The sequence below is a fragment of the Desulfosoma sp. genome, assembly GCF_052743555.1.
Genome location: NZ_JBRAHS010000012.1, coordinates 66,008 through 79,550, shown reverse-complemented (window position 1 = coordinate 79,550; position 13,543 = coordinate 66,008). Strand labels below are relative to the sequence as shown.

At 56.6% G+C, this 13,543-nt stretch carries 13 protein-coding genes; 5 read left to right on the top strand and 8 right to left on the bottom strand.

What is annotated here, in order from left to right:
* Positions 1-70 precede the first annotated feature (70 nt).
* From ACUVSA_RS09490 to ACUVSA_RS09480, 3 genes are read left to right on the top strand one after another with little or no spacing between them, the layout of a single operon-like run.
* Entirely contained in the window at positions 71-208 is a 138-nt protein-coding gene (locus ACUVSA_RS09490) for a hypothetical protein (RefSeq protein WP_445894628.1), read from the top strand.
* Positions 209-844: a M20/M25/M40 family metallo-hydrolase gene (locus ACUVSA_RS09485; protein ID WP_445894627.1), complete on the top strand. Its 636-nt coding sequence runs from the start codon at positions 209-211 to the stop codon at positions 842-844.
* A 12-nt stretch (positions 845-856) separates the two neighbouring features.
* Positions 857-1,453, top strand: coding sequence for a M20/M25/M40 family metallo-hydrolase (locus ACUVSA_RS09480; protein WP_445894626.1), 597 nt, complete (start codon positions 857-859; stop codon positions 1,451-1,453).
* A 3-nt stretch (positions 1,454-1,456) separates the two neighbouring features.
* Here ACUVSA_RS09480 and ACUVSA_RS09475 read toward each other — a convergent pair whose 3' ends face one another.
* The 7 genes from ACUVSA_RS09475 to hisS all read right to left on the bottom strand — a co-directional run bounded on the left by ACUVSA_RS09475 (position 1,457) and on the right by hisS (position 9,857).
* Positions 1,457-1,699, bottom strand: a complete 243-nt coding sequence (locus ACUVSA_RS09475) for a hypothetical protein (protein ID WP_445894625.1) — start codon at positions 1,697-1,699, stop codon at positions 1,457-1,459.
* 71 nt (positions 1,700-1,770) lie between these two features.
* Positions 1,771-2,442, bottom strand: coding sequence for a zinc-ribbon domain-containing protein (locus tag ACUVSA_RS09470; protein ID WP_445890850.1), 672 nt, complete (start codon positions 2,440-2,442; stop codon positions 1,771-1,773).
* A gap of 303 nt (positions 2,443-2,745) precedes the next feature.
* The gene (gene hisD, locus ACUVSA_RS09465; RefSeq protein ID WP_445894624.1) at positions 2,746-4,068 is read right to left on the bottom strand and encodes a histidinol dehydrogenase; all 1,323 of its coding nucleotides are present in this window, start codon (positions 4,066-4,068) and stop codon (positions 2,746-2,748) included.
* Position 4,069: 1 nt separating this feature from the next.
* Positions 4,070-4,861 carry a septal ring lytic transglycosylase RlpA family protein gene (locus tag ACUVSA_RS09460; protein WP_445894623.1) on the bottom strand — a complete coding sequence of 264 codons (792 nt, stop codon included), beginning with the start codon at positions 4,859-4,861 and terminating at the stop codon, positions 4,070-4,072.
* Positions 4,858-6,705: a triose-phosphate isomerase gene (locus tag ACUVSA_RS09455; protein ID WP_445894622.1), complete on the bottom strand. Its 1,848-nt coding sequence runs from the start codon at positions 6,703-6,705 to the stop codon at positions 4,858-4,860. The genes ACUVSA_RS09460 and ACUVSA_RS09455 overlap by 4 nt, the downstream gene beginning before the upstream one ends.
* 6 nt (positions 6,706-6,711) lie before the next feature.
* Positions 6,712-8,538, bottom strand: a complete 1,827-nt coding sequence (gene aspS, locus ACUVSA_RS09450; RefSeq protein WP_445894621.1) for an aspartate--tRNA ligase — start codon at positions 8,536-8,538, stop codon at positions 6,712-6,714.
* Positions 8,539-8,585: 47 nt separating this feature from the next.
* Positions 8,586-9,857, bottom strand: a complete 1,272-nt coding sequence (gene hisS, locus ACUVSA_RS09445) for a histidine--tRNA ligase (protein WP_445894620.1) — start codon at positions 9,855-9,857, stop codon at positions 8,586-8,588.
* Positions 9,858-10,151: 294 nt separating this feature from the next.
* On the opposite strand from hisS, the gene ACUVSA_RS09440 reads away from it, so the two are divergent.
* Positions 10,152-11,546: a sigma-54-dependent transcriptional regulator gene (locus ACUVSA_RS09440; RefSeq protein ID WP_445894619.1), complete on the top strand. Its 1,395-nt coding sequence runs from the start codon at positions 10,152-10,154 to the stop codon at positions 11,544-11,546.
* Between the two features lie 161 nt (positions 11,547-11,707).
* Positions 11,708-12,955 (top strand): anion transporter, encoded by a 1,248-nt coding sequence (locus ACUVSA_RS09435; RefSeq protein WP_445894618.1) that lies wholly within the window; start codon positions 11,708-11,710, stop codon positions 12,953-12,955.
* On the opposite strand, the gene ACUVSA_RS09430 is transcribed toward ACUVSA_RS09435, so the two are convergent.
* Positions 12,941-13,510: an isochorismatase family protein gene (locus ACUVSA_RS09430; RefSeq protein ID WP_445890842.1), complete on the bottom strand. Its 570-nt coding sequence runs from the start codon at positions 13,508-13,510 to the stop codon at positions 12,941-12,943. The genes ACUVSA_RS09435 and ACUVSA_RS09430 overlap by 15 nt on opposite strands.
* Positions 13,511-13,543 lie beyond the last annotated feature (33 nt).

The window sequence follows — 13,543 nt, the reverse complement described above, 5'->3', positions numbered from 1 at the left end:
GAAAAGGTTGTATGGTACGCTACGGACGACTCAAGCCCATGCCCCCTCATGTTTACAAGGAGTGATCTCAATGCCTTTGACGGATGTTTTTCAAAAGATCGACACCAACCTGGATCGGTATGTAAGAGAGCTCAAGGAGCTTTTGGCCATTCCCAGTGTCAGCACCTACTCCCACCATCGCGGCGATGTGCGCCGTGCCGGCGAATGAGTGCTCAATCACTGCAAACGCATCGGCCTTGAGGTTCAGCTTCACGATACGGCCGGACATCCCGTCATCACGGCCTTCCGATGCCATCATCCAAGCCGACCGACCTTGCTCATTTACGGCCACTATGACGTACAGCCTGCGGAACCGGAAGAAGACTGGAACGCATTACCCTTTCAGCCCACGGTGCGAGACGGTTTTATCTATGCCCGGGGCGCCAGTGACGACAAGGGACAGTTCTTCACCTACCTCAAGGCTTTGGAAGTGGTGCTGGCCGCCAGAGGAGACCTGCCCATCAATGTAAAACTCCTGGTAGAAGGTGAAGAAGAAATCGGCAGCCCTCATCTGGGCGCCTTCTTGAACAAGCATCGCGAGCAACTGAAAGCCGATGCCATCGCCATTTCCGACGGCTCCCAGTTTTCCGACACCGTTCCCGCCATCACCTACGGCCTGCGCGGGCTGGCTTATCTCGAACTCAGTGTCCAGGGTCCTCGCACGGACCTGCACTCGGGAAGCTTCGGCGGCATCGCTCTCAATCCCATTCATGCCCTGGTGAACCTTTTGGATCGGCTGAAGAACCCCGACGGCACCATCGCGATTCCAGGATTCTACGATGCCGTGGCGCCCTTGGAGCCCTGAGAACGGGAAGCCATGAAGGCCCTGCCTTTTGATGAAGACAAACTCAAAGCCTATCTCGGCCTGCCCTCCTTGTGCGTAGAACCGGGTTACAACGCTCTGGAATCCAAGATGGCGCGCCCTACACTCGATGTCAACGGCATTTGGGGTGGGTTCTCCGGGGAAGGAGCCAAAACCGTCATTCCGGCCAAAGCAGGGGCCAAGGTGAGCATGCGGCTGGTGCCGCACCAAAAACCTCAGGAGATCGCCGAACTGTTCACCCGATACGTGAAGGATCTGTGCCCCAAGGAAGTGCGCCTTGAAGTGAAGGCTCTGCACGGCGCCGAGCCCGTTCTCATGTCCCGCGATCTGCCTCAGGTGCAGGCGGCGGCGCGAGCCATTGAAACCGGGTTTGGGGTGGCTCCGGTGTTTATCCGTGAGGGCGGGTCGATTCCGATCGTGAATCTTTTCAAGGAGCTTCTGGGATTGAAAGCCATTCTTCTCATGGGATTGGGGCGCCCGGACGATGGCGCTCATGCGCCCAACGAACGGTTTGCGCTAAGGGATTTCAAGAACGGGATTCGCTCCGTAGCCGCGCTCCTTTTTGAAATGGAAACGTGCTGCGTTCGATGACGCTCAATGCCGGTCGCCGTCGTAGAGCATCGGAGGTTTTTTGTCCCCATAAGCGGCGCGGATTTCTTCGAGCAGCTGGTTTGTGGCCTGCTCAATGCGGGTCACATCCTGCTCGCTGACACTGTCTTCAGAAACATTCTGCAGCGATTCCTTGAGGCGCAGAAATTGCTTGATGATTTCGGGGCGGATCTTGCCTTCCCCCAAGTGATTGTTAAGGTCCAAAATGGTGTTTACACAGCTTTCCACCCGAGCTCGAAAGTGTTTGGAGCGCTGCGTTTTTCTCCTGCGGCGAAACATTCGAGTCAAGGTTTTCCCGATCAGATCTGCCCCCTTTCCTCCAGAGCCTCCTTGAAGAGGCGATAAAAACTGCGGGTTTTTTTCATCTCACTCTGTAAAACGGGCTGCATCCGCTCCAGATCACCGGCAGAAATGATCAGATCCACCTCTTTGCGAAAGGCGGCCATGGAATCCATAGTGCGGTCCCGAGAACTGAGAAGGCAGACAAAGAGGGTTCGGCGCTGGGTCATGGGAAGGGCTCTCAAGAAATCCAAGATAACATGACGACGGTCCTTCTGATCCGCAGGCTCTTCAAGAACCAGCACCTCGTACCCCCCCTGGCGCAATCGTCGGACGCTGCGGTCGGGATCTTCTTCCACATAGGGCTGAAAACCTGCTTCCTTCAGACTTTGAGTGACCAAAGCCTTTCGATGGGCGTCATCGACGCACACAAGAGCCGCCTTGGCCCCCTTTTCCAAGACATCCAGAAAAGCGTCGTCGGCACTGTCGTCCAATGCCTGAGGTCCTTCTTGCGGCTGCGCCATGCGGCCGGAGGTCTCGTCCGAGGCTACGCGCACGGAAATGGTGTGTCGGCACCGAGGACACTGCACTCGAAAAGACTTTCCCTGAGGAAGTTTTTCCTCAGGGATACTGAAAGACGCCTGGCATTCTTCGCAGGTGATATTCACAAGCAGCGCCCCTTTGTTCTGCAATCCATGAATCCTTTTTCTTGCGCGTCCCTAACCTTTTTTATGCGATGATCAAAGCCAAGGTCAACCATGGTTTGGCACGCGCGCATCCGGACCACTCGAAAAAATGCGCATAGGACGAATGTTTCCGAGAGAGCCCCTTGCAGTTCAGCCTTTTACGAGCGTGTCCGAGAACACCTTCAGTAGGGACGGCGCAAGCCGCGACGCCTCATCGCGCCTTGCGGCGCTCTCACAGAATGAAACGAATAAGCCCCCTAAAAGCCTCTCTCGGACGGCCGCCTTAAGATTAGGAGTTTTTTTTCCCTTTCATACCCGGCCACACAAACGGGCGGTGGTGCGAACTTGCACGGACCGAGCGTGAGCATCCAGCCGCTCCAAGGACGCCAAGGCCATAACGGCCGCCGCATCCCGTTCAAAGGCTCTGGCACTGTAGGCCAACACCGTCGTTTTCTTAATAAAAGTTTCCACGCTCAGGGCCGAGGCAAACCGCGATGTGCCGCTGGTGGGCAGCACGTGATTGGGTCCCGCGAAGTAGTCGCCTAAAGCCTCCGGCGTGTAGGCTCCCATAAACACCGCTCCGGCATGCCGCACGCCGGGCAAAAGAGCCCATGGATCTTCGACGAGCAGTTCCAGATGTTCCGGAGCCAGGCGGTTGGCCACGTCCATGGCTTCTTCCAACGTGTTGGTTTGAATGACGGCTCCATATCGAGCCAAAGCTTGGCGTGCAATGTCGTGTCGAGGCAGGTCGGCCGTTTGCACTTCCAGAGCCTTCAGAACCCCTTCGACCACTCGCGTCTCATTGGTGATGCACACGGCGCTGGCCATGGGATCATGTTCAGCTTGGCTCAGAAGGTCTGCTGCCACATAGTGCGGATCGGCCGAACGATCAGCCACGATCACCACTTCGCTGGGCCCGGCTAGGCCATCCAAGCCCACACGGCCCGCCACCAGTTTCTTGGCCACCGACACATAAATGTTTCCAGGCCCCACAACGACGTCAACAGAACGCACGCTTTCCGTCCCGAAGGCCAGGGCGGCCACCGCCCAGGCACTGCCGATTCGGTGAATGCGATGCACGCCGGCTTCCCGCGCCGCCACGAGCAGATAGGGATTGAGCGAGCCGTCGCGCCGTGGAGGCGAAACCATGGCGATATCGGAGACTCCGGCGACCACCGCAGGCACGGCGGTCATGAGCACCGTGGAAACCAAAGGGGTTTCTCCACCCTGCCCCCCGGGCACGTACAATCCGGCAGCCGCCACGGGCTGAACAAGCTGTCCCATGTAGCAGCCATCCGGGCGCGTCATAAACCACGAGGACTGTTTCTGATTTTCATGAAAGGCACGAATGTTGTCTCGCGCTCGACGGATGACATCCATGAGGGATGGATCCGCCACCGTGTAGGCGTGATCGATCTCTTCAGGACGCACCGTTATGCGGTCGGCGCTAAACTCAGGCGCATCAAAGCGTCTCGTGAACCCAACCAGCGCTTCATCTCCATCGCGGCGCACCGCCTCCAGGATGTCCTGAACCGTCCTTTCCATATCCGGGTCCACGGCCACTTGTCGGCCCGTCACGACGTTGAAAAACCGCTCGGCTTCCGCCGAGGGATAGGTCAACACCGGCACCATCTCATTGGCCCTCCAAAGCAATCACAAAAGCATCGCGGTATCCCTGGCGCTGAAAGTTTTCCATGGACTGCAGGGCTCGGTCCAGATCGGTGAAACGGCCCACATGGACCCTATAGTACAGCGTGCCGTCCACGAAAGCCGCTTTCACGGCAGCTTCGCCGTAGCGTTTGGCCATTTCCTCTTTCAAGCGTTGCGCGTTGTCGGCATGATGAAAGGAACCCACTTGGACGACAAAAGGTCCCTGACGATATGGCCGCACAGGCTCCACCTGCCACGAAGGGGTGGACCCGGCAACCACCACGGGGGTTATCACGCGCACCGCTTCCACCACCACGGGGGCAATGCCATCGTTATGGATGCCGAGCGCTCGAGCGGCCTCGTAAGAGAGATCGATAATGCGGCCGGCCACAAAGGGGCCTCGATCATTGATGCGCACGATAATGGAGCGCCCCGTGCGCTTGTCCGTCACCTTCACATGGGTTCCTATGGGCAAGATCTTGTGCGCCGCGGTCATGGTATACATGTCAAAGGGTTCCCCGCACGCCGTAGAACGGCCGTGAAACTCCCGACCGTACCAACTGGCGTACCCCTCTTCACGAAACCCTTCGGCACTGGGAATAGGGTAATACCACACGCCGTTGACTTGGTAGGGTTTTTGCGTGCCCAAAGGCGGTGGGGTTCCCGAAGGCAAGGCACCGGGGGACGGCGGCTTTTTGGGCGCACAGCCCGACCCGATCAAAGCCGCAATGACCAATGAAGCCCCTAAAACCCTCAATGCCCCTTGCACCGTCACGCGCTCCGCGAGCGTCCATCCTTTGCCATCTCTTCCATTTTGGCCAGCTCTTCAAACCGAATATCAATGCCCAGAATCCCCACAATTTCCTCCACCTCGTTGCGTATGGGCGCCGAAACGGTGATGCACAACGCCCCGGTGTAGCGCGATGTATAGAAGTCGGTGATGTGCACCTTGCCGTCCCGCATGGGTTCGATGAACCAGGGACGGTCCGAGAGGTCCTCGCCCACCTGAGCGGCTTCATATTTGGCCCTGTCCGTGATATGGACGATGTTTCGCGTGATCTTTCGCCCTTCGGCATCCGTGACGTAGATGTATTGAATGAAGGGGTTGAGTTCCAAAAGCGTCTGCAGCACGGGTTCTTGCAAAGAGGGGTCCATGCTTCGGATAGCGGCGTTTTCCACGACTTCGGCCACCAGGTGCGCCGCCAAGGATCGCGCGCGCTCTTTGAGGCGATCAAATTCGCTGACGAAGTATTCCGGCAGGTATCGGCGGGCCCATCGTTCCAATTCCTCGTTGGAGATGGATGTGGTCCGCCCTGCGGCGTATTCTTCCATAACCCGCTTGTGCATCTTGACGATGCCTGGATGGCGCTTATCCAGCCTTTGGTCTCCCGTGAGACGCAGTCGATTGTTCACCCAGTAAGCAATGCCAGCCACGCCGGATTTGTCGGTGATGATCACACTGACCGGCCGATTGAGGAGACGTTTCGTGTCAAAGATGTTGTAGATTTCTTCGTTTTTGACCAGCCCGTCGGCGTGAATCCCCGCTTTCGTGGCGTTGAAATCTTCCCCCACAAAGGGGTAATTGGGCGGAATACGATATCCCAGTTCTTTTTCGAAATATTGCGCGGCATCCGTGATGGCTGTGGTATCAATGCCGTCCATGGACCCTCGAAGGCCGATGTACTCCATGAGCAGGCCCTCGATGGGCGCGTTGCCTGTGCGTTCCCCAAAGCCCAGCAAGGTGCCGTTGGCCCCGCTGCACCCATAGAGCCATGCCGTGGCCGTGCACACCAAAACCTTGTGAAAATCATTGTGCCCGTGCCACTCCAAAAGGTGTCCCGGCACACCCGCCTCATCCACAAACGCCCGAACAAGTTTGGGAACACTGCGCGGCAGAGCGGCCCCCGGATATGTCACTCCAAACCCCATGGTGTCACACAGGCGAATCTTGATGTCGATGCCGCTCTCTTCCCTAAGCTTCATGAGTTCGATGGCGAAGGGGACACAGAACCCGTAGGTATCGGCTCGAGTGACGTCTTCAAAGTGGCACCGAGGCCGAATGCCTTTGTCCAGCGCCGTCTTGACGATGGCAAGGTATTTTTCCAGGGCCTCCTTGCGCGTCATCTTCATCTTGAGAAAGATGTGGTAGTCGGAAACGGACGTGAGAATCCCTGTTTCCTTCAACCCCACATCCACCACCAGCTGAAGATCCGCCGCAACGGCCCGCACCCAGCCGGTAATTTCAGGAAAGGTGTATCCCTTGGAAAGGCAGGCCTCCAAGGCGCGGCGGTCCTTGTCCGTGTAAAGAAAAAACTCCGACTGCCGAATCACCCCTTTGGGGCCCGACATGCGATGCAGGAACTCAAAGATCCGTTCGATCTGTTCCACGGTATAGGGCGGCCGCGCCTGTTGTCCGTCTCGAAAGGTGGTGTCCGTAATGAAAATGTCCTCCGCCGGGTCGATGGGCAGCAGTTTATGATCGAAATCGATCCTCGGCACTTCCACGTACGGGAACACATTGCGCATGAGATTGGGTTCTGAAACATCCACCAGGCGGTGACGCCAAAAAAGTGAATGCTCGTGGTCCAGAACGTGTTTCTTTTCATTCCATCGGGCCATAGAGGCCTACCTCCCCTCTTTTTTCACACTGATGCACAGTTCCAACAATTGATTCACATCCGGCTCTGAGGGCGCCCCGCTCATGAGGCAGGTGGCTTTCTGCGTCTTGGGAAACGCAATAACGTCGCGAATGGAGGCGGCGCCCGTCATGAGCATGACCAAGCGGTCGAAACCGAAGGCAATGCCGCCGTGCGGCGGCGCTCCGTACTGCAAAGCGTCCAAAAGGAAACCGAATTTTTCACGGGCTTCCTGATCGCCGATGCCGAGGGCGGCAAAGATCTTTTTCTGCACATCTTCACGGTGAATTCGAATGCTGCCCCCGCCGATTTCCGTGCCGTTGAGGACCAGATCGTAGGCGCGGCTGCGCACCTTAAGCGGATCGCTATCCAAAAGATCCATATCCTCTTCCAGGGGCGATGTGAAGGGGTGATGCACCGCCACGTAGCGCTTCTCGTCGGGATCCCATTCCAAGAGCGGAAATTGGGTGATCCAGCAGAAGCGGTATTCCTCTTTGGGGATCAGGTTCAACTGTTGGGCCAGGCGGGTGCGCACATTGCCAAGGGTTTCATGGACGACAGCGGGTTGATCTGCCACGAAAAACAAAATGTCACCAGGGCGAGCCTGCATTCTTGCCACAATGGCCTCTCGTACCAACGGATTCAGGAACTTGGCAATGGGCGATTGCCATCCATCCGGCTGCACCTTGGCCCAAGCCATGCCCTTGGCGCCGAATTCCTGGGCGTAGTGCGCCAGGTCATCCAGATCCTTGCGTGAAAGGCGGCCGCCGTCGGCAAGGCGAAGGCTCTTGACCAACCCTCCACGCTCCACGGCCTCTCGAAACACTCGAAAGTCACAGCCTTTGAGCAGATCCGTCAGGTCCGTGAGCTCCACTCCAAAACGCAGGTCCGGTCGATCCGTGCCGTAGCGGTCCATGGCGTCGCGATAGGTCAACCGCAAAAACGGGGTGGAAAGTTCCAAGCCCAAAAGATCCTTGAACAGGAGGCTGATCCAACCCTCAATCAGCTCATAGACATCCTCTTCCTCAATAAAACTCATCTCGAGATCCAGCTGCGTAAATTCCGGCTGCCGATCCGCGCGAAGGTCTTCATCCCGAAAACACTTGACGATCTGCATGTAGCGTTCAAAGCCGGCCACCATGAGCAGTTGCTTAAAGAGTTGCGGCGACTGCGGCAAAGCGTAAAACTTCCCGGGATTGACTCGAGACGGCACCAAGTAGTCTCGAGCTCCCTCCGGCGTGCTTCTGGTGAGCACCGGGGTTTCGACTTCGATGAACCCACGTTCCGCAAAATAGTTTCGGGTCAGAAAAGCCGCCCGATGCCTCAGGCGCAAATGGGCCTGCATGACTGGTCGGCGCAAATCCAGGTATCGGTATTTCAGCCGAACACTTTCACTGGCTTCGGTATCATCTTCGATGAGAAAGGGCGGCGTTTTGGCCACATTGAGAATCTTCAGGGAAGACACGAGAACTTCGATGTCTCCCGTCTTCAGTTTGGGATTGGCCATGCCTTCAGGTCTCTGACGCACGGTGCCTTGGACCGCAATAACATATTCGCTGCGCAAGGCGTGCGCTGCTTCGTGGGCGGCGGCATCGGCCTGAGGGTCAAAGACGATCTGCGTGATGCCTTCCCGGTCCCGAAGGTCCACAAAGATCAAGCCGCCGTGATCGCGGCGTCGCTGCACCCATCCCATCAAGACGACGTTTCGGCCTGCATGATCGAGCCGCAGGCTGCCACAGTCGTGGCTGCGACGCCACCCATTCAGGGACGTCAACTCCAGGCTTTGAAATTCCAATGACTTCGCTTGCTGATCCACTGCGCGCTCCTGTTGACTTTTTCACCCAACACCCATAAAGGCGAAAATTATAAGGACTCGACTGTGCTCACTGTCATCAAAAATTGCACGGTATTTTCAAGGGGAACCTGGTCTTGCTCTTTAGACACCATGTGGCGCACCACCACGACACCCCTGGCCAGTTCCTCTTCGCCGACAATCACCACATGAGCCACTCCCAGCTTATCGGCCCGCCGCATCTGGCTCTTGAGACTGCCGCCGCCATGGGCCAGTTCCGCGGCCACGCCGTGTGCGCGCAGATCCTGAGCCAGCCGAAAGGCCTGGCGCACCGCTTCGTCCCCAAGAACGGCGATGAACACCTGGGGTTTCTTGGATACCCAGGCCTCTTTTTGTTGCAACAGCAAAATGAGGCGCTCCATGCCGATGGCAAACCCGATCCCCGGAAGATCCGGCCCTCCCAGATCCCGCATCAGCCCGTCGTAGCGCCCGCCACCCCCCACGGCGTTTTGCGCTCCCAATCGGTCCGTAATGACCTCAAAAGTGGTGCGCATGTAATAGTCCAAGCCCCGCACCATTCGAGAATCCACCGCATAAGCCACATGAAGGTCGGAGAGGTATTCTAGGACCTTGTCAAAATGCCGTCGGCATGCCTCGCACAAATACTGCGCAAGTTCCGGCGCGTCGGTGAGCGCCTCGCGGCACCGATCCACTTTGCAATCGAAAACCCGCAAGGGATTGACGTGACGGCGCCGATCACAATCAGGACAAAGCTGTGGCGATCGGTTCTGAAGAAAAGCCTTCAACTTCTCACGAAATCGTGGCCGACATTCGGGACAGCCCAAGGAATTCACATGAAGACCGATGTCCTTGAGGCCGAGGCGTTGCAGAAAGTCGCACAACATGATCATGACTTCGGCGTCCATCAAAGGATCATCGATGCCAAAGACCTCAGCATCAATTTGGTGAAACTGCCGATATCTTCCCTTTTGCGGCCGCTCATGGCGAAACATGGGCCCGATGGTGTAAAATTTTCGCGCCAAAGGATCCGCATGAAGATTATGCTCGATAAAGGCACGAACCACCGAAGCGGTGGCTTCCGGGCGAAGAGCCAGCCACTGCCCTTTGCGGTCCGGAAATGCATACATTTCCTTTTCCACAATGTCCGTGCTTTCGCCGATGCTTCGCGCGAAAAGTTCCAATTTTTCCACAAGGGGCGTTCGAATCTCCCGATACCCGTAAAGCTCAAGCACTTCCCGCGCCGTCGTTTCCACCTTCTGCCACCAATGCACGGCGTCGGGCAAAATATCATTCATTCCGCGAACCGCTTGCACTCGCTCCACACCTCACCCTTCCACTTGGCGCCCATGCTCCCTTAAAAATCCTGAGCGCTTATAAAATGTGCGCACCACGTCTCCGGCTACACCCGCAGATCATAGAGGGTTTCTAGTAGAAAAGGGCCATAGCAAAGTCAAGGAAACACTAGGAGCATCAAGCACCCCGGACCCTGAGGCATTGGCGCCGCTTCATGACAAAAGCCCCCTCGTCAAACTCTTGACTACAACGCAAAATTCTTTACACTGGCGAAAGCAGTCTGGCGACAACCCAGCACAGCCCTTGGGGGCATGGAGCGACGGATGGAGTCACGAGCACCCCTCAGTGACATTCTCGTGGTGGATGACACTCCCGAAACTCTGCAGTTGATTGTGGAAGGCCTCCAAGAAGAAGGCTACAGAGTGGACATGGCTTCCAGCGGTCTGGAAGCGGTCAAAAAAGCGTCGCAACACGCCTACGACATTGTACTCACCGATCTGGTCATGCCGGGCATGGACGGCCTGCAGGTGCTGGCGCATTTTGTGGAAAACTTTCCCGAGACGGCCGTCATTGTTCTGACTGGCTATGCCACTATCGAAACCGCCGTGGAAGCCATGAAGCGCGGCGCTTTTGACTACCTCACCAAACCGGCTAAGCTGGATGAAATCCTGGTGGTTTTGGACCGAGCCAGGGAATTTCTCGCGCTCAGGTCAGAAAACGACCTCTTGAAATCCCAACTGCAGGCTCGATACGGCTTCGATAAGATCATCGGCCAAAGTGCCGCCATGCAATCCATATATCGCATTATCGAGCGGGTCGCACGAACCGACACCACTGTGCTCATCACAGGAGAGAGCGGCACCGGCAAGGAACTCATCGCCAACGCCATCCATTACAACAGCCAACGGCGAGACAAGCCTTTGGTGCCGATCAATTGCGGTGCCATTCCGGAAGAGCTCCTGGAAAGCGAGCTGTTCGGTCATGAAAAGGGAGCGTTTACGGGAGCGTTGCGGGACCGAAAAGGGCGGTTTGAACTGGCCCATCAGGGCACGGTGTTTTTGGACGAAATCGGGGATATGAGCCCTAAGCTGCAGGTGAAATTGCTGCGGTTTCTTCAGGAGCGGAAATTTGAGAGGGTGGGAGGATCCCGAACCATTGAGGTGGATGTGCGCATCATTGCCGCCACCAACAAGGATCTGGACGGTGCCGTAAAGAACGGCACATTTCGGGAAGACCTCTATTATCGGCTGAACGTCATTCCCATTCAGGTGCCGCCCCTGCGCCAGCGTGAAGGGGATGTCCCTATTCTTGTGCAACATTTCCTGCGCCTGCATTGCCAGAAAAAGGGTTTGGCCTTGAAAAGGATGGCCAAGGACGCCCTGACGTGCATGGAATGCTACGAATGGCCGGGAAACGTGCGAGAACTGGAAAACCTCATTGAACGACTGGTGATCCTCACAGAAGGGGACACCATTCAACTGGAGGACTTGCCGGAGCGGTTGCGCAAAGTCGCCCCCAAACCCGAGACCCCCTCCATTGAAATCGGCGAAGAAGGCATCGACTTGAAGCAAATCCTGGAAGATCTGGAAAACAAACTGATCTTGGACGCATTGAGAAAAGCCGGCGGCGTCAAGAACCAGGCCGCCAAGCTTTTGGGCCTCAACCGCACGACCCTCATTGAGAAACTCAAGAAAAAACAACTGGAAATCCCAACCTGACCCCTCGCTGGTGGGTTTCCTTTTGGCCATTTAGTTCTTCTGGCTTGGAAGCTAAACCTATTTCCTTAGGGGTCCCCCGCGGCTTCTTTCCCTTGGATAGCGCTCAAGCCGGGTGTATACATCGCTGGTTTCGACCATTAGGAACATTTCTGGACAGTTCGGTGGGGGACCTCGTCTTGGAAACCATCATTCTCATTGTGTTCGTCGTCTCTTATGTGGGAATCGCTCTCGGTCGCATTCCGGGACTGGCTTTGGACCGCACAGGCATCGCGCTCTTGGGGGCCATGGCCACGGTATTCATAGGGGCCATGCCCACCGAAGAGGCCCTTCGAGCCATCGATATTCCGACTATCCTGCTGCTCTACGGGCTCATGGTCCTGTCGGCCCAATTCCGTTTGGCGGGCTTTTATACTTGGACGGCTTTGAAAATCACGGGCTGGCTCAACCATCCCCGCCGTTTTCTTTTCGCCCTCATGGGGACCACCGCTCTGTTTTCCGCCATCCTGGCCAACGACATCGTCTGTCTGGCCTTCACGCCGGTTCTGACGGTCACTTTGGCTCGAAAGTCGCTCAATCCCGTGCCTTTTCTCATTGCCGTCTGCGTGGCCAGCAACATCGGGTCTGCAGCCACCATCATCGGAAACCCACAAAACATGCTCATCGGCCAGGTGGGAAGACTGGATTTTTTGGATTTCTTTGCCTGGAATCTTCCCGTGGTGAGCCTCTCGCTCATGGGTGCGTACGGCTTGATCACCCTCTTGTCTCAGAACCGGACCAATCTGAAAAAGCCCCTCATGGAGGGCGCTCTGGGCGAAAACTGGCCGGCCTTTGACAGCCATCAAGCCCGCAAGGGACTCTTTTATACGGCGCTGCTCATCGGCCTTTTCTTTTCACCCATTCCCCGTCATGTGACGGCCTTGGCCGTAGCGGGATGCCTGCTGTGCAGCCGCCGCATGAAGACACGATCCATCCTCGGGCTCGTGGGCTGGCATCTCATCACCCTCTTTTGCAGCCTCTTTATCCTGGTAAGCGCCGTGGAAAAGGCCGGCCTTCCTCAACACCTCATGGCTAGAACCAGCCATCATGCGGCGCACATCACAGATCCCTATCTGCTCACTCTGATCTCGGTGATCCTTTCCAATGTCACCAGAAATGTGCCTGCCGTCATGCTTCTTTCCAAGTTTCTTCCCGCAAAAGCCGAAACGCTCTGGTATATTCTGGCCGCCTCCAGCACCTTTGCGGGAAATCTGGTCACCCTGGGCAGCATTGCCAACCTCATTGTCATCGAAGAAGCCGCCCTTCACGGCGTGAACATCTCTTTCAAGGAACATGCGCGATACGGCATTCCCATCACTGTAATGTCGCTGGCGGTTCTCTGCGCCTGGATCGGACTTTCAAAACTTCTTTAAAATTGGCAAGGCCTGTCGAAACTGGGGTGTTCCCGCTCGGTTCAGCCATTCAAAGGTGACCATTTCCGTGCTTGTGATCACGGCACCAGCGCGGTCCAGGCGCTGCAGACCAATGGACCAATTGTGTTCGCTGCGGCTGGTGACGGCGTCACTGACCACGTGCACCGTGTAGCCCAGGCGCACGGCATGCGCGCCGGTATGGAAGATGCACACATGGGTTTCAATGCCGGCAAGAATCAAGGTGCTGCGACCCGATGCGGAAATGGCTCGAGCCATGGCATCGTTTTCAAAACAGCTGAATTCCATCTTGTCAAGGATCACGGGATCGACCACCTTGGCCGTGAGTTCCGGAAGAAAGGGCCCTAGCTTTTCCGCATTGTGCTGGGAAAAGAGCACGGGGACATGCAGCACGGCGGCCATGTCCAACAGGGCCATCACATGGCGAACCACTTCATCTTTGCGGACGCAAAGGTCCAACATGACCTTCTGCACATCCACCAGGAACAAAAGGCTGTTTTCGGGACGAACGAATTGAGCATGGACGTTTTCGCTCATGGCTTCTCCTGAAATACCGTCAGGGACTTATGG